The following is a 16,042-nucleotide window of genomic DNA, read 5'->3' on the forward strand; positions in this document are numbered from 1 at the left end:
CGCCTCCGGAGCCACCCCACCCACCACCGCCACCACGGCAACCCCGCACACCGCAGCAACCCGCATCCGCCGCATAACGCCCACTCCTCACTCCACGTACGGGGATGTATCCCACGCGAAGCGAGCCACAGGCGCCGTCCAACAGGTGACACCGAGCGCCGGACGCGGGCGTGAAAAGGTGACCGCCATGCTCATCCTCCGCTCGGCCGCCCTCTTCGCCGTAGCCGCCCTCTTCGAGATCGGCGGAGCCTGGCTGATCTGGCAGGGCGTACGTGAACACCGCGGCTGGCTGTGGATCGGCGCGGGCGTCATGGCCCTCGGCGCCTACGGCTTCGTCGCCACGCTCCAGCCCGACGCCGACTTCGGCCGCATCCTCGCCGCGTACGGCGGCGTCTTCGTCGCCGGTTCCCTGGCCTGGGGCATGGTCGCCGACGGCTACCGCCCGGACCGCTGGGACGTCACGGGCGCACTGATCTGCCTCGCGGGCATGGCGGTCATCATGTACGCGCCGCGAGGAAACTGAGCGAGGGCGGCCCCGGGAACCACTCAGGTCGGCGGCAGCAGCCCCAACTGCCCCAGGAACTCCATCTCGTCGAAGTAGAGCCGGTAGTCGACGATGTGCCCGCTGTCGTCCACGGTGGCCAGGTCCACCCCGCGGATGCTGATCTCCTTCTGCGTCGGCGCCAGCGTCTCCCCGGTCGGCAACTGGATCGGCCCCGTGTTGCGACCCCGGAAGATCCCCTCGTCGATGGCCGTGTTCCCGACCTCGTAGGAGTGCACCGGCTCGTACGAACCGTCGGGAACCGCCTCCGTCATCTGGCGCCAGTACCCGACGATGTCCTCACGCCCGTGCAGCTCACCGCCGTCGGGAGTGACGGCCACCGCGTCCTGTGCGTAGAGCTCGGCGATGGCCTCGGAATCCGCCGTGGTGATCGCCGCGGTGAGCCGGTCCATGACCTCTCGCGCCTGTCCCATGATCCACCTCCCGTGCCGGAGGATCACCCACCTCATTCTCCCACCGCCGCCCCGGTCCGGCCGCCCGCCTATCCTGGCGGGACAGTCTCCGCACTGGCCCGACGCTCTGGACCCGACCCGCTCAAGGAGCAGCCATGCCCACCGCCGCACCGTCCGCCGCCTCCCGCATCGCCGTCGTCACCGGTGCGAGCAGCGGAATCGGCGCCGCCACGGCACGCCGGCTCGCCGCGGCCGGCTACCGGGTCGTCCTCACCGCCCGCCGCAAGGACCGCATCGAGGCACTGGCGGAGGAGATCAACGCGGCCGGCCACTCGGCGGCGGCCTACCAGCTGGACGTGACGGACCGCGCGGCGGTCGACGAGTTCGCCACGGCCTTCAAGACGATCGGCGTCCTCGTCAACAACGCGGGCGGCGCCCTGGGCGCCGACCCGGTCGCCACCGGCGACCCGGCCGACTGGCGCACGATGTACGAGACGAACGTCATCGGCACCCTGAACCTCACCCAGGCCCTGCTGCCCAAGCTGGAGGCGAGCGGCGACGGCACGGTGGTCGTCGTCTCCTCCACCGCCGGCCACGGCACCTACGAGGGCGGCGCCGGCTACGTAGCCGCCAAGCACGGCGCCCACGTCCTCGCCGAGACCCTCCGTCTGGAGATCGTGGGCCGCCCGGTCCGCGTCATCGAGATCGCGCCCGGCATGGTCAAGACGGACGAGTTCGCCCTGACCCGCTTCGCCGGCGACGAGAACAGGGCTTCGAAGGTCTACGAGGGCGTCGCCGAGCCCCTCACGGCCGACGACGTGGCCGACACCATCACCTGGACGGTCACCCGCCCCAGCCACGTCAACATCGACCTCCTGGTCGTCCGCCCCCGAGCCCAGGCGTCCAACACGAAGGTCCACAGGGAGCTGTGATGACACAGGACGGCCCCGAAAAGCCCAAGACCCCCAAGGACCCGCACAACGAACGCCAGATGTGGTGGTGGCTCGGCTACTTCCTCTTCGGCATCCACATCGTGGCGTTCGTGATGATCTACGCGGTGACGCACGCCCCGAAGTAGCCCGAACCGCCCGCTGCCGTCCCACGTCGGCAATCTTTCCGGCGCCGGGCACCCCCGCATTCAGGGGCGGATCACCAGGCCATCTCACCGTGGCGGTCGCGGAACGTTCCCGTCGGTCCGTCCGCCCCGATGGCGGCGAGTTCGACGATCGCGTCGGTCCCCTCGGTCACGGTCTGCGGGCCGCTGTGCCCGTTGAAGTCGGTCGCGGTGTAACCCGGGTCCGCCGCGTTCACCTTCACGTCCGGCCAGGACTTCGCGTACTGCGTGGTCAGCATGGTCACGGCAGCCTTCGACGCCGTGTAGAGCGGCGCGAGGTTCCTCGACTCGACGCGCTCTGCGTCGTGGGTGGCCGCGAACGACCCCATACCGCTGGACACATTGACGATGACCGGGCTCGCGGACTTGCGCAGCAAAGGCAGGAACGCGTGCGTCACCCGGACGATCCCGACGACATTGACCTCGAACACCTCACTGGCGTCAGCGGCCGTGATCTGGTCGGCGGGGCTGTGCGTCCCGAAGACGCCTGCGTTGTTGATCAGGACGTCGATGCCGCCCTCGCGAGCCTCGATGTCGGCGGCGGCCGCGGCCACCGACGCGTCATCCGTCACATCGATCCGGACGAAACGGGCACCGAGTGCGTCGGCGGCGGCCCGGCCGCGCTCCGGATCACGCGCACCGATGAGGACGGTGTGGCCGGCCTCGATCAAGCGGCGGGCGGTCTCATACCCGAGGGACTTGTTGGCTCCGGTGATGAATGTTGTAGTCATGCGTCCACTCTCGGCCCGTGACGAGAGGACAACCAGTGCTCTCCGTGACGGTAGGACAGCCAGTACCAGGCACGACGACGGCCCGGCGGACACAATGGCCGAGTGGACGAGACCCTGGGCACGGCACTGCACCGCTGGCGCGACCGTCTTTCTCCCGCCGACGTGGGACTGGCCTCACGGCCCGGACGACGCGCGGTGGGGCTGCGACGCGAGGAACTGGCAGAACTCGCCGGGCTGTCGGTCGACTACGTGGTCCGCCTGGAACAGGGCCGCGCCAAAAGCCCGTCAGCGCAGGTCGTCGCGAGCCTGACCAGGGCACTGCAACTGCAGCCCATGGAGCGCGATCACGCCTACCGGCTGGCCGGCCTCCTGCCTCCCCAGGAGGGAACGGTCTCCACGCATGTTCCGGCCGGCGTCCAACGGATGCTGGCCCGCCTCGGGGAGTTTCCCGTGGGCGTGTTCAGCGCCGACTGGACCTTGCTGTCCTGGACCCCCGCATGGTCGGTCCTGATGGGCGACCCCGGCGCGCGCACACACGACGAGCGCAACCTGGCACGAGCGGTCTTCGCCACAGGGCCCAGCCGGCTCGCGTCCTGGCCCGTGCTCCAGGACGACAACGCCCTCAAACCCGCCCTCGTCGCCGACCTGCGCACAGCTCTCATCGACTACCCCCGCGACCGCGGCCTGACCGACCTCGTGGAGGAACTGCGTTCCACCAGCGCGGAGTTCGCCCGTCTGTGGGACGAGGGCACGGTCGGCCCACACGTCTCGGCCCGCAAGACCGTGGTACACCCCCAGGTGGGTGAGGTGCTCTGCGACTGCGACGTGCTCACCGTCCCAGGCTGCGACATCCGACTCGTCGTCTACACGGTGGCCGCGGGTTCCGCCGATGCGGAAAAGCTGGAGTTCCTGCGGGTCACCAACGGCGTCCCCGCCGAGGGCTCCTCGCCTCAGGGGCCCGGTCTGTTCTCTACGCCATAACGACCGGGCAGGCCGGATCTCGTCCAGCGAGCAGAGATCAGGTCCGTCGGTGAGAACGACCGCTCACGGGGACAGCTCCTACGAGGCGCTCCGCAAGCCCCTGCCAAAATCGTCGGTGGAAACTCCTGCACGGGGTAGTACCACTGCCCGACTGAGCAGCAGCTCATGATGGGCGCGGCACACCCCTCGCCGCGCCCATCACTCTCTAGCCCTTCACGCAGACGACCTGCTTCAGCTTCGCCACGACCTCCACCAGGTCCCGCTGCTGATCGATGACCTGCTCGATTGGCTTGTAGGCGCCCGGGATCTCGTCCACGACACCGGAGTCCTTACGGCACTCCACGCCCCGCGTCTGCTCCTCCAGGTCCTTCGTCGAGAACCTCCGCTTGGCCGCGTTACGGCTCATGCGCCGCCCCGCGCCGTGCGAGGCCGAGTTGAAGGACTTCGCGTTCCCGAGGCCCTTCACGATGTACGAACCCGTGCCCATCGAGCCCGGGATGATGCCGTACTCGCCGGAGCCGGCCCGGATCGCGCCCTTGCGGGTCACGAGCAGGTCCATGCCCTCGTAGCGCTCCTCGGCCACGTAGTTGTGGTGTGCGCTGATCTCCGGCTCGAAGGTCGGCTTCGCCTTCTTGAACTCCTTGCGGACCACGTCCTTCAGGAGCGCCATCATGATCGTGCGGTTGTACTTGGCGTACTCCTGCGCCCAGAACAGGTCGTTGCGGTACGCCGCCATCTGCGGGGTGTCCGCCACGAAGACTGCGAGGTCGCGGTCGACCAAACCCTGGTTGTGCGGAAGCTTCTGGGCCACGCCGATGTGGTGCTCGGCGAGTTCCTTGCCGATGTTGCGGGAACCGGAGTGCAGCATCAGCCAGACGGAACCGGTCGTATCGGTGCAGACCTCGACGAAGTGGTTGCCCCCGCCGAGCGTCCCCATCTGCTTCCCGGCCCGCTCCGCACGGAACTTGACCGCCTCGGCGACCCCGTCGAACCGCCCCCAGAAGTCGTCCCACCCCGCGGTGGCGAACCCGTGCATCCGCCCCGGCTCCACCGGGTCGTCATGCATCCCCCGCCCCACCGGAATGGCCTGCTCGATCTTCGACCGCAGCCGGGACAGGTCCCCCGGCAGGTCATTGGCCGTCAGAGAGGTCCTGACGGCCGACATCCCGCAGCCGATGTCCACCCCGACCGCCGCCGGACACACGGCCCCGCGCATGGCGATGACGGACCCGACCGTCGCGCCCTTCCCGTAGTGCACGTCCGGCATGACCGCGAGGCCCTTGATCCACGGCAGGGTCGCGACGTTGCGCAGCTGCTGGAGGGCGCCTTCCTCGACCGTCGCCGGGTCGGTCCACATACGGATCGGAACCTTCGCGCCCGGTATCTCCACGTACGACATATCGTCCTCTATCCCCCGGAAATCACATACAAGTCTGAAATCGCAAAACCGGCGCCAGGGTCGACGAAAAGGGACAACGGACCGGCGTCCACGGCAGTGCGTGCGATACACATTGTCTCCAGGGGTCGCCCCCGCGCGGCAAGCGAATAACCAGCGGGGACACCGAAAGACCGGCAACGTGCCGAGCACACGGCACCGTCGAGAGGAGCCTGACCGTGCAGCGGAAGGCGTACGTATCCGGCGTCGCCGCGCTCCTCGTGGCGCTGCTGGCCGGCTGCACCGGCAGTTCCGACGACGGCGGTACGACCGACGACTCCAACCCGGGCGACTCCGGTACGGCGACGGCGGCGGCCGAGCCCGGCCGGTACGCCACGCTGCCCGAACCGTGCGGCGCGGTCGGCGAGGAGACGCTGGACCAGCTGTTGCCCGGCATCAGGCAGGTGACGGACGAGGACCAGCGGGAGAAGGCGTACGAGGGCACGCCCACGATCACCTATGACACCGACCGCAAGGCGGGCTGCCGTTGGAAGGCGGAGTCGGCCGAGGCCACGGACCGGCTGTTCGTGGACTTCTCGCGCGTGGTGTCGTACGACACGGCGGTCAGCGACGACAGCGAGGCGGAGCAGCTGTTCGCGGTCCGGCAGGAGAAGGCCGATCTGCCGGAGCCGGCGAGCTCCGAGAGCGACGACGAGGACACTCCCTCCGCGGATCCGAGCGGCTCGCCCTCCTCTTCGGCCTCACCCTCGGCGTCCGCTTCCTCCCCTTCTCCCTCTTCCTCCTCTTCGTCCGGCTCCTCCACCCCGTCCGACGGGGTGACCCCGGCCGAGCTCCAGCCCCGTGTCCTCGACGACCTCGGCGACGAGGCGTTCCTCGACGACGAGCTGAGCAGCTCCGGTTCGACGGCTCAGCAGCGCAAGGTGACTGTGGCGTTCCGCACGTCCAACGTGATCGTGACGATCGAGTACGAGGAGCAGGCGGCGACCGTCGGCGCGGTTCCGGACAGTGAGGAAATGCAGGACAGGGCGCAGAAACTGGCGGCACAACTGGCCGACGCGCTGGCGGAGTAGCGCCCCTCGGACACCCCCGTACGCCCGAGTGCGACGTAACCGAAACGAGACCACACACCTTCTTCACCGCGTACCGTGGCCCCTCGGACCCGATCCGAACGCAGGAACCACGAGTGTCGGTCATGAGTGAAGGAACCATGCAGCGAGCAGCAGAGCGTAAGCAGCGTGACGGGCGTGAGAAGGGCGAGCAGCGGGTGAGGGGCGGTCTGCACCGTGTCCTTGTCGGTGCGGCCGTCGTCCCGGTGATGCTGATCGCCGCGGGCTGTTCGTCGGACTCCGGTTCGGACGACGGGGCGGGCGGCGGCGCGAAGTCCGCGTCCGCGTCCGCCGAGGCGTCCGCGAGTCCGTCGCCGACGGTGCAGGCGGCCGTGTACAAGTCGCTTCCCCAGCCGTGCAAGGTGCTGTCGAAGAAGACGCTGGAGGACCTGGTCCCGGAGGCGAAGTCCGGCAAGGCGGGCACGTCGGACGAGGCGGGCACCCGTGGCTCGTGCTCGTGGAGCAGCCTGGACAACAACGGCGTGAAGGGCTCGCAGTTCCGCTGGCTCAACGCCTCCCTGCTGCGCTTCGACTCCAACACCACGCGCGGCTCGGGTGAGAAGCAGGCCCGTGATTACTTCGAGACGCAGGTCCAGGACGCCCGTTCGGTGGACGGTGCGAAGAACACGAAGTCGGAGCCGGTCGCCGGGGTGGGCGACGAGGCGACGGCGGTGCGCTACGACCTGAAGAAGAAGGAGGGCTCCTTCAAGCAGGTCACGGTCGTGGCCCGGGTCGAGAACGTCGTGGTCACGGTCGATTACAACGGCGCCGGTTTCGCCGGTGACAAGACCCCGAGCGCGGACACCCTGAACAAGCTGGCGCAGAAGGCGGCCAAGGAGGCGGTGGCCTCGGTGGCGAAGGAGAACGGCAGCGGCGGCGGCACTGCGGGCACGCCGAGCAGCACCCCGTCGAAGTCGGCGTCGAAGTCTCCCTCGAAGTCCCCGTCCGAGGCTTCCTCGAAGTCGGCGTCCGCCTCCCCTTCCAAGTCAGCGCCGAAGAAGAGCTGACCGTCACACCTGCCCCACCCCTGTGTCACAACGCGCAGCTCAGCCACGCCTGTTGCACGAGCCCGGTCCCCTTCAGGGACCGGGCTCGTGTCGTACGTGAATCCGTACGACGCACAGATGTGCCACTCTGTTGCGCGCAACAACACGCACTGGGAGGGGAGTACGAGTGGCCGGGCCACCGCAGCTGACTCGGATGCACCGCGTTCTCATCGGTGTGGTCGTGTTCGGCGCCGTGATCATCGCCGGTATCGGCTTCGCCGGTTCTTACGCGGCCGTCCGCGAGCTGGCCATCCAGAAGGGGTTCGGGAACTTCAGTTATGTGTTCCCGATCGGCATCGACGCGGGCATCTGCGTCCTGCTCGCCCTCGATCTCCTCCTGACCTGGATCCGTATCCCGTTCCCGCTGCTGCGGCAGACGGCGTGGCTGCTGACGGCGGCGACGATCGCCTTCAACGGCGCGGCGGCCTGGCCGGACCCGCTGGGTGTCGGCATGCACGCCGTGATCCCGATCCTGTTCGTGGTGGCGGTGGAGGCGGCCCGGCACGCGATCGGGCGTATAGCGGACATCACGGCCGACAAGCACATGGAAGGCGTCCGGCTCACCCGCTGGCTGCTCTCCCCGGTGCCGACGTTCCTGCTGTGGCGCCGGATGAAGCTGTGGGAGCTGCGCTCCTACGAGCAGGTCATCAAGCTGGAGCAGGAGCGGCTGGTCTACCAGGCCCGGCTGCGTTCCCGCTTCGGCCGGGCGTGGCGGCGCAAGGCGCCGGTGGAGTCGCTGATGCCGCTGCGGCTGGCCCGGTACGGGGTGCCGCTCGCGGAGACGGCTCCGGCGGGCCTGGCGGCGGCGGGCATCGAGCCGGCGCTGCTGCCGCCGGCGCCGAAGCAGGTTCTGGACGTGGCTCCGGCGCCCGTACCCCAGCAGGCGGCGCCTCCCGCCGAGCAGCGCCCGGAGCTGGTCGCCACGCCCGACCAGGAGCAGCCGCGGCAGCCTGAGCAGCCGGAGTACGTGCAGGACTGGTTCAACACTCCGCGCAACGTGGAGTACCAGGGCGGCTACGACCCGTCGTACGACACTCAGGAACAGTACGACCAGTGGTACCAGGAGCAGCTCCAGGCGGAGCAGTACCAGGAGCAGTTCCAGGAGGAGCCGCCCGTCCAGGAGCCGTCCCCGGAGGACACCGGCACCTTCCCGATCCCTGTGAGCCCCAACCGCACCCGCCAGCTCGGCGAGGGCGGCGGCACGCCGGAGCCGACGGAGGAGGACTACTACCTGGTCTTCCGTGAGTCGATAAAGAGCGGGAACGGAGCCCCCACGCATCGCGGCCTCATCGCCGACGTGGAGGCGACGTACGGAGTCTCCCTCGACGAGTCCGAGGCGAAGCGCATGGTGAACCGCTTCTCCAACCGCTACAACGCGGAACTGACGGACGAGCACATCGCCTGACCGGCGCACGAGAAAGGGGCCCTCGATCCGAGGGCCCCTTTCGTGTCACCGCTTACTCACCGAGCAGGTGCCGGACCCGCTCCTGCCCCACCGCCAGCAGCAGCGTGGGCAGTCGCGGTCCCGTGTCCCGGCCGACCAGCAGGTGGTACAGCAGGGCGAAGAACGACCGCTGCGCGGTCTTGATCTCCGGCGGCAGCTCCTTGGGCGTGGCGTCCGCGGAGAACCCGGCCTGCACCTTGGGCACGCCGTACACGAGGTGGGTCAGCCCGTCCAGCGACCAGTGCGTCTCCAGCCCGTCGAGGAGGAGCCGCAGCGACTGCTGGGACGCTTCGTCGAGGGACTTCAGCAGCTCGGCGTCGGCCTCGTCGCGCACGATGGTCCGCTGGTCGGCGGGCACCTGCGTGTTGATCCACGCCTCGGCCTTGTCGTACCGGGGACGGGCCTCGTCCAGCGAGCCGAGCGGGTTCTCCGGGTCCAGCTCGGAGAGGATCCGCAGCGCCTGGTCCTGATGCCCGGCGGTGATGTCGGCGACGGACGCGAGGGTCCGGTACGGCAGCGGCCGCGCCGTACGCGGCAGCTCACCGCCCGCCGTGCGCACCGCACGGGAGTGCGCGGCGACGTCGGCGGGCAGGGCGGAGCCGTCCGCCACCTTCCCGTCGAGCTTGTCCCACTCGTCGTAGAGCCGCTGGATCTCCTGGTCGAAGGCGATCTTGAAGGACTGGTTGGGCCGACGCCGGGCGTAGAGCCAGCGCAGCAGCTGCGGCTCCATGATCTTCAGCGCGTCGGCGGGAGTGGGCACCCCACCGCGCGAGGAGGACATCTTCGCCATGCCGCTGATCCCCACGAAGGCGTACATGGGCCCGATGGGCTGCTTGCCGCCGAAGATCCCGACGATCTGCCCACCGACCTGGAAGGAGGACCCCGGAGACGAGTGGTCGACCCCGCTGGGCTCGAAGACGACGCCCTCGTACGCCCACCGCATGGGCCAGTCGACCTTCCAGACCAGCTTGCCGCGGTTGAACTCGTTCAGCCGGACGGTCTCCGAGAAGCCGCACTCGTTGCAGGTGTACGACAGCTCGGTGGTGTCGTCGACGTAGGAGGTGACGGTGGTGAGGTCCTTCTCGCAGTTGCCGCAGTAGGGCTTGTACGGGAAGTACCCGGCGGACCCGGAGCTCCCGTCGTCCTCGGCGGCGGCCCCCGACCCCTCGGCGGCCTCCAGCTCGGCCTCGTCGACCGGCTTCTGCGACTTCTTGGCACCGGCCTTCGGCTTGGTCCGGTACTGCGCGAGAACGGCGTCGATGTCACCGCGGTGCTTCATGGCGTGCAGGATCTGCTCGCGGTAGACACCCGAGGTGTACTGCGCGGTCTGGCTGATCCCGTCGAACTCCACACCCAGCTCGGCGAGCGCCTCGGCCATCGCCGCCTTGAAGTGCTCGGCCCAGTTCGGGTACGTCGAGCCCTGCGGCGCCGGTACGGAGGTCAGCGGCTTGCCGATGTGCTCGGCCCACGAGTCGTCGACCCCGGCGATCCCGGCCGGCACCTTCCGATACCGGTCGTAGTCGTCCCAGGAGATCAGGTGCCGCACCTGATACCCCCGCCGCCGGATCTCGTCGGCGACGAGGTGCGGCGTCATGACCTCCCGGAGATTGCCCAGGTGGATGGGCCCGGACGGCGACAGCCCGGACGCGACGACAACCGGTTTGCCCGGGGCCCGACGCTCCGACTCCTCGATGACCTCATCCGCGAAACGGGAGACCCAGTCGGTGGTCTCGGTGCTCTGAGCCACGATCGGCACGTCCTTCTTTCTTCAGGGCAGCCAGCACGGTCAAAAGGGCTGCGCCCCCAAGTCTAGGCGGCGCAGCCGCCTGTCCAGGGGCGCGGGGCTGTGCTCGATATGCGGCTCCGCCGCGTGGGCGCGACCAGCCCCCACCGGCCCGCACCCGGCAAAGCACAGCACACCACCCGAGCTCGTCGCCCGCGAAATTCGCTTTACCCCCCATGGGATACTGGCTGGGTCTATCCGTCCCACGAGGAGAACGGCTCCCACCCCATGACCTCGGTCACGTCGCTCACCGCTCAAGTCCAGCAGCGTCTCGCGAACGCCCTCACGGCCACCCGGCCGGAGGCCGACGCCGACCCGCTCCTGCGACGCAGCGACCGCGCCGACTACCAGGCCAACGGGATCCTCGCCCTCGCCAAGAAGGCCAAGTCCAACCCAAGGGACCTGGCGACCGAGGTCGTCGGCAACATCGTCACCGGCGACGTGATCAAGGACGTCGAGGTCTCCGGCCCCGGCTTCCTCAACATCACCGTCTCCGACCGCGCGATCACCGAGAACCTCGCCGCACGGCACGCGGACACCGACCGTCTCGGCGTCCCCCCGAAGGACACCCCCGGCATCACCGTCGTCGACTACGCCCAGCCGAACGTCGCCAAGGAGATGCACGTCGGCCACCTCCGCTCCGCGGTGATCGGCGACGCCCTGCGCGGCATGCTCGACTTCACCGGCGAGCAGACGATCGGCCGGCACCACATCGGCGACTGGGGCACCCAGTTCGGCATGCTCATCCAGTACCTGTTCGAGCACCCCGGCGAGCTGGCCCCGCCGCAGGACGTCGACGGCGAGCAGGCCATGTCGAACCTGAACCGGGTGTACAAGGCCTCGCGCGCGGTCTTCGACGCGGACGAGGAGTTCAAGGAGCGGGCCCGGAAGAGGGTCGTAGCGCTCCAGTCCGGCGACAAGGAAACCCTCGAACTGTGGCAGCAGTTCGTGGACGAGTCGAAGGTCTACTTCTACTCGGTCTTCGAGAAGCTGGACATGGAGGTCCGTGACGAGGAGATCGTCGGCGAGTCCGCGTACAACGAGGGCATGCCCGAGACCGCCCGCCTCCTGGAGGAGATGGGCGTCGCGGTCCGCTCCGAGGGCGCGCTCGTCGTCTTCTTCGACGACATCCGCGGCAAGGACGACCAGCCGGTCCCGCTGATCGTGCAGAAGGCGGACGGCGGCTTCGGCTACGCGGCCTCCGACCTGACGGCGATCCGCAACCGTGTCTTCGACCTGCACGCGACGACGCTGCTGTACGTCGTGGACGTACGCCAGTCCCTGCACTTCAAGATGGTCTTCGAGACGGCCCGCCGGGCCGGCTGGCTGACCGAGCACGTCACCGCGCACAACATGGGCTACGGCACGGTGCTGGGCGCGGACGGCAAGCCGTTCAAGACGCGTGAGGGCGAGACCGTACGGCTCGAGGACCTGCTGGACGAGGCCGTGCAGCGGGCCGCCGAGGTCGTACGGGAGAAGGCGCAGGACCTCAGCGAGGACGAGATCCAGGAGCGGGCGGCCCAGGTGGGCATCGGCGCGGTGAAGTACGCCGACCTGTCCACGTCCCCCAACCGGGACTACAAGTTCGACCTGGACCAGATGGTCTCGCTGAACGGCGACACGTCCGTGTACCTGCAGTACGCGTACGCCCGTATCCAGTCGATCCTGCGCAAGGCGGGCGGGGCGTTGCCGGCCGCGCACCCGGAGCTCGAACTGCACGCGGCGGAGCGGGCGCTCGGTCTGCACCTGGACGCGTTCGGCGACACGGTCTTCGAGGCGGCCGCAGAGTACGCCCCGCACAAGCTGGCGGCGTATCTGTACCAGCTGGCGTCGCTGTACACGTCGTTCTACGACAAGTGCCCGGTGCTGAAGGCGGACACGTCGGAGCAGGTGGAGAACCGTCTGTTCCTGTGCGACCTGACGGCCCGGACCCTCCACCGGGGCATGGCGCTGCTGGGCATCCGGACGCCCGAGCGGCTCTGAACGCCCTGGGCCCGAAGCCGAAAAAGACCGCGGCCCGTCCTCTCCCCCGCCGGGAGGACGGGCCGCGGCGTGTGTGCGGCCGTCAGGCCGGGTCAGCAGACCGGGTCAGCAGCCGGTGGCGTTGAACTTCCAGAACGCGGACCTGGTCGCCGGTCCGGCGACCCCGTCCACGTCGAGGTGGTAGCCGAAGATGTCGCCGAAGAGGTTCAGGTAGCGCTGCAGCGCCCTGATCGTGTCGGGCCCGACGACTCCGTCGACGGTGCCGGCGTTGTGTCCCCTGGCGTTGAGGAAGCGCTGCGCCGCCTTCCAGCTGTTGGTGCCCAGCTGTCCGTCGATGGTGCCGGGGCTGTAGCCGCGGTCGCGCAGCCAGCACTGCCAGTTCTTGGCCCGCTCCGTGTTCAGACCGAGGTTGTTCACCGCGAGGATGGTGACCTCGGAGCTCACGGTCGTCTTCGCATCCTGCGCCGCGAAGCTGGTGCCCGCGGTCGCGAGGCCTCCGGCGGCGAGGCCGACGACGGCGCTGACGCTGACGAGGGTCCTGGTCCAGACATTCGGTCGCATACGTTTCCCTCTCGATGTCGGTCGGGCGGCGGTCCGTGCCGCCTGGCTGGCGATACGAGAGTGCGGGGCCGGCGGCGAGGGCCGCCACAATCGCCTGGTAAGTGACGTCATCGCGGGATGTCCCACGCTCTGACCTGCGTTGACGCCACCCGCAGAGGCGCCGCGACGGGACGCCGGTGAGTGTGTGATGGCCGATTCCGTACCGGTCGGGGAACCCGCTTCCGCTGTGGGCCGTGGTTGCTGTTGCAGAATGCGACCGGGGCCGGGCCGCTGACCGACGACCGCGGGCCCGGACCGTGAACGCGTGTGGGGGGAACATGTCGCGTTGGGCAGCGCTGCCCGCGGAACTCGATCCGCGCGTGCGGCAGTTGGTGGTGCGTTTACGCCGCCTGAAGGACCACAGCGGGCTGAGCCTGCGGCAGCTCGCGGCGCGGACCGGCTACAGCGAGAAGTCATGGGAACGGTACCTGGGCGGCAGATCGCTCCCGCCCGCCGAGGCCGTCGAGGCGCTGGTCCGGGCGGTGGGCGAGGATCCGACGCGCCTGCTGGCGCTGCACGAGGTCGCCGCGGAGGCGTGGGGGAGCAGCCGCGCAGAGGAGCCCCCCGAGCCGAGTGGGACCAGCGAGACCACCGAGCCCGGCAGGACCACCGGAGCCCCCCGTCCCACCGAGCCCACCGTGCCCCGCTCGCCCGGCCGTTCCCTGCGTGTCGCGCTCGCGGCGGGGGCCGTGGCGCTGGTCCTGGCGCTCGCCACGGCCGCCCTCCTCGTCGTACGGCTGAGCGACGAAAACGCGGCGGAACAACCGACGGATCCCCTCGCCGCGACCGCCACCTCGACCGCCACCTCGGCCTCCGCCCCGACCTCGTCACCGGCATCCGCGTCGGCCGCGCGGTCGGAACTCCCCTACACCTGCCGCGTCGAGCGGATCGACGGCCGCTGGTTCGCGGGCCTCAGCCGCACCGAGGGCGCCATCCTGGCGAGCGGCCACGCGGGGCCGGAGGTGGCGGAGGCGCAGTGTCTGCTGCGCCGGGCGGGGATCTCGCCGGGCGGTATCGACGGGATCTTCGGTCCGATGACGGAGCGCGCGGTCGAGCGGGCGCAGCAGCGGGCCGGTCTCGTCGTGGACGGCATCATCGGGCCGCACACCTGGAAGGCCCTACGGCGATGACGACCGCGTCCCCGGAACGGGCCCGGCTGGCCGCCGCGCTGCGGGAGTTGAAGGGCCGGACCGGTCTGAGCCTGGCCGGCCTCGCGGCGAAGACCGCGTTCAGCAAGTCGTCCTGGGACCGCTACCTCAACGCCCGGACGGTCCCTCCGCGCGACGCCGTCCAGGAGCTGTGCCGCCTCGCCGGTGAGCCGGAGGGCCGCTGTCTGGCGCTGTGGGAGATAGCGGAGTCGGAGGGCAGCGGACGGGCGACGGAGCAGGCACCCGCGCCTCGGGACGGGATGCCCCCCGAAGGGGCGTCCCCGGACAGGGACAGCGTCGACGACGGCTCCGTGCGGCGCAGCGCGACCCTCGTGGCGGTGCTCGCGTCGGTGTGCGCCGTGGCCGTCGGGGGCGTCGCCGCGGTGGCCCTGCTGCTGCCGCACCGGGACGGCGAACCGCGCGCGTCGCTGTCGCCGCCCCCGGCCACGACCGGGCCGCGCTGCCGGGGGGAGGTCTGCGAGGGCAAGAGCGCCATGCAGATGAAGTGCGCGGCCGGGCCGCAGACCCTCGCCGCGCACCGGACCGCCTCCGGCGCCTGGATGGAACTGCGCTACAGCCGGGAGTGCGGCGCGAGTTGGGCCCGAATGTGGGGGACGCACATAGGCGACCGGCTCGAGATGTCGGCCGACGGCAAGGGCGGCGACTCCGGTGACGGTGGCGTCCGCAGCGCGGAGATCGAGAACGGCGTCGACGCGGACAACTACGTCTACACCCCCATGACGGCGGCCCGCCCCGGAACCGTCGTCCGGGCCTGCTTCCACCCGGCGGCGGGCGGCGGCAAGGAGTGCTTCGACAGCCGGGTGGGGAAGTGAGCGGCGTTGTCAGTGGCTGCCCCTACAGTCGCTGGCATGGCGACACTTCCGAACCCGCTGCCGAGGCTCGCGTCCCTCGGACTGCGACTGCCGCCCGGCGGCCTGGTGGACGCGACAGACGAGGGTCCGTGGCACGAGCCGCTGCTGTGGCTGTCCGACGACCGGGCGACTCCGGCCGACTGGACCGCACTGCGCCGGACAACACCGGCCGTCGGCCTGCTCCCGGTCCTCCTGGACGTCGGCGCCGGCCACGGCGGCCCGGAGCTGTGGGAGTTGATGCCGGGCGAGATGTCGTACGCCGGGGATCACGACGCCGAGGAGGTGCTGGAGGAGTTCTGGGAGGAGTACGCGGAGGAGGACACGCCCTGGCCCGGCCTGACCACCCCCGCAGCCACCCGGGGCACCGGGGCCACCGAGGGAGCTGAAGGCACCGAGGGCCCCGACCCGGCCCAGGACCCCGAATCCGTCGCCTCCGACATCGTGGACTCCCTCCTCGACGGCCGCGGCCCCTTCAAGGACCCCCGTCTCGCCCTCGTCCCGGCCCGCCGCAGCGCCGACATCCCCACGGCGATCGGCTGGACGGGCCCGGCGAACCACGAGAACGACACCGGCCGCCTCTCCGCGGTGCTCCGCTCCTGGGAGGACCGGTTCGGCATACGCACCGTGGCCCTCGGCTTCGACACCCTGCTGGTGTCCGTCGCCGCCCCGCCCACCACCCTCGCCGAGGCGGAGGCCCTGGCCGCCGAACACTTCGCGTTCTGCCCGGACAACATCTGGCAGGGCGCCGACAGCACCCTGCGCTCCTACGCCGAGAACCAGCTCCTCCACCAGCCGGCCTGGCACTTCTGGTGGGACTGACCGAAAGGCACCGCCCCCGCCCGCACCTTAGGCCTGCCGGGCCTGCGGCAAACCCTTCCCCAGCC

Annotated in this window: 16 protein-coding genes; 11 read left to right on the forward strand and 5 right to left on the reverse strand. The window is 70.1% G+C overall.

The window, feature by feature from the left end; all coding sequences use genetic code 11:
• Positions 1 to 187 precede the first annotated feature (187 nt).
• Complete coding sequence (locus tag L0P92_RS32250; protein WP_062724178.1) at positions 188 to 523, forward strand: YnfA family protein; 336 nt, start codon at positions 188 to 190, stop codon at positions 521 to 523.
• 23 nt (positions 524 to 546) lie between these two features.
• Here L0P92_RS32250 and L0P92_RS32255 read toward each other — a convergent pair whose 3' ends face one another.
• Entirely contained in the window at positions 547 to 975 is a 429-nt protein-coding gene (locus L0P92_RS32255; protein ID WP_234766599.1) for an ester cyclase, read from the reverse strand.
• Positions 976 to 1,109: 134 nt separating this feature from the next.
• On the opposite strand from L0P92_RS32255, the gene L0P92_RS32260 reads away from it, so the two are divergent.
• Positions 1,110 to 1,886: an SDR family NAD(P)-dependent oxidoreductase gene (locus L0P92_RS32260; RefSeq protein WP_234766600.1), complete on the forward strand. Its 777-nt coding sequence runs from the start codon at positions 1,110 to 1,112 to the stop codon at positions 1,884 to 1,886.
• A complete protein-coding gene (locus tag L0P92_RS32265) occupies positions 1,886 to 2,032 on the forward strand; it encodes a hypothetical protein (protein WP_234766601.1) in 147 nt (48 codons plus the stop codon). Before L0P92_RS32260 ends, L0P92_RS32265 begins: the two co-directional genes overlap by 1 nt.
• Positions 2,033 to 2,103: 71 nt before the next feature.
• Here the strand turns inward: L0P92_RS32265 and L0P92_RS32270 are convergent, their stop codons facing one another.
• On the reverse strand, positions 2,104 to 2,799 hold the full coding sequence (locus tag L0P92_RS32270) for an SDR family NAD(P)-dependent oxidoreductase (RefSeq protein WP_234766602.1): 696 nt from the start codon (positions 2,797 to 2,799) through the stop codon (positions 2,104 to 2,106).
• 102 nt (positions 2,800 to 2,901) lie between these two features.
• On the opposite strand from L0P92_RS32270, the gene L0P92_RS32275 reads away from it, so the two are divergent.
• A complete protein-coding gene (locus tag L0P92_RS32275) occupies positions 2,902 to 3,780 on the forward strand; it encodes a helix-turn-helix transcriptional regulator (protein WP_234766603.1) in 879 nt (292 codons plus the stop codon).
• A 205-nt stretch (positions 3,781 to 3,985) separates the two neighbouring features.
• On the opposite strand, the gene L0P92_RS32280 is transcribed toward L0P92_RS32275, so the two are convergent.
• On the reverse strand, positions 3,986 to 5,179 hold the full coding sequence (locus L0P92_RS32280) for an RtcB family protein (RefSeq protein ID WP_234766604.1): 1,194 nt from the start codon (positions 5,177 to 5,179) through the stop codon (positions 3,986 to 3,988).
• Between the two features lie 215 nt (positions 5,180 to 5,394).
• On the opposite strand from L0P92_RS32280, the gene L0P92_RS32285 reads away from it, so the two are divergent.
• The 3 genes from L0P92_RS32285 to L0P92_RS32295 all read left to right on the forward strand — a co-directional run bounded on the left by L0P92_RS32285 (position 5,395) and on the right by L0P92_RS32295 (position 8,733).
• Positions 5,395 to 6,246 carry a DUF3558 domain-containing protein gene (locus L0P92_RS32285; protein WP_234766605.1) on the forward strand — a complete coding sequence of 284 codons (852 nt, stop codon included), beginning with the start codon at positions 5,395 to 5,397 and terminating at the stop codon, positions 6,244 to 6,246.
• A 137-nt stretch (positions 6,247 to 6,383) separates the two neighbouring features.
• The gene (locus L0P92_RS32290) at positions 6,384 to 7,289 is read left to right on the forward strand and encodes a DUF3558 family protein (RefSeq protein ID WP_234766606.1); all 906 of its coding nucleotides are present in this window, start codon (positions 6,384 to 6,386) and stop codon (positions 7,287 to 7,289) included.
• Positions 7,290 to 7,455: 166 nt separating this feature from the next.
• On the forward strand, positions 7,456 to 8,733 hold the full coding sequence (locus tag L0P92_RS32295) for a DUF2637 domain-containing protein (protein WP_234766607.1): 1,278 nt from the start codon (positions 7,456 to 7,458) through the stop codon (positions 8,731 to 8,733).
• Between the two features lie 52 nt (positions 8,734 to 8,785).
• Here L0P92_RS32295 and lysS read toward each other — a convergent pair whose 3' ends face one another.
• Positions 8,786 to 10,528 (reverse strand): lysine--tRNA ligase, encoded by a 1,743-nt coding sequence (lysS, locus tag L0P92_RS32300; protein ID WP_234766608.1) that lies wholly within the window; start codon positions 10,526 to 10,528, stop codon positions 8,786 to 8,788.
• A gap of 255 nt (positions 10,529 to 10,783) precedes the next feature.
• Between lysS and argS the strand changes: the two genes are divergently transcribed.
• Positions 10,784 to 12,538 (forward strand): arginine--tRNA ligase, encoded by a 1,755-nt coding sequence (argS, locus tag L0P92_RS32305; protein WP_234766609.1) that lies wholly within the window; start codon positions 10,784 to 10,786, stop codon positions 12,536 to 12,538.
• 105 nt (positions 12,539 to 12,643) lie between these two features.
• Here the strand turns inward: argS and L0P92_RS32310 are convergent, their stop codons facing one another.
• Positions 12,644 to 13,099 (reverse strand): peptidoglycan-binding domain-containing protein, encoded by a 456-nt coding sequence (locus tag L0P92_RS32310; RefSeq protein ID WP_234766610.1) that lies wholly within the window; start codon positions 13,097 to 13,099, stop codon positions 12,644 to 12,646.
• Between the two features lie 317 nt (positions 13,100 to 13,416).
• Here L0P92_RS32310 and L0P92_RS32315 point away from each other — a divergent pair, with 317 nt between their 5' ends.
• Genes L0P92_RS32315 through L0P92_RS32325 form a run of 3 tightly spaced genes read left to right on the forward strand, consistent with a single transcriptional unit; the run spans position 13,417 to position 15,977 of the window.
• Positions 13,417 to 14,268: a peptidoglycan-binding protein gene (locus L0P92_RS32315; RefSeq protein WP_234766611.1), complete on the forward strand. Its 852-nt coding sequence runs from the start codon at positions 13,417 to 13,419 to the stop codon at positions 14,266 to 14,268.
• Positions 14,265 to 15,119, forward strand: a complete 855-nt coding sequence (locus L0P92_RS32320; protein ID WP_234766612.1) for a helix-turn-helix domain-containing protein — start codon at positions 14,265 to 14,267, stop codon at positions 15,117 to 15,119. The genes L0P92_RS32315 and L0P92_RS32320 overlap by 4 nt, the downstream gene beginning before the upstream one ends.
• A gap of 36 nt (positions 15,120 to 15,155) precedes the next feature.
• The gene (locus L0P92_RS32325) at positions 15,156 to 15,977 is read left to right on the forward strand and encodes a DUF4253 domain-containing protein (RefSeq protein ID WP_234766613.1); all 822 of its coding nucleotides are present in this window, start codon (positions 15,156 to 15,158) and stop codon (positions 15,975 to 15,977) included.
• The last annotated feature ends 65 nt before the right edge of the window (positions 15,978 to 16,042 follow it).

The organism is Streptomyces muensis (genome assembly GCF_021474425.1).
Classification (GTDB): Bacteria; Actinomycetota; Actinomycetes; order Streptomycetales; family Streptomycetaceae; genus Streptomyces; species Streptomyces muensis.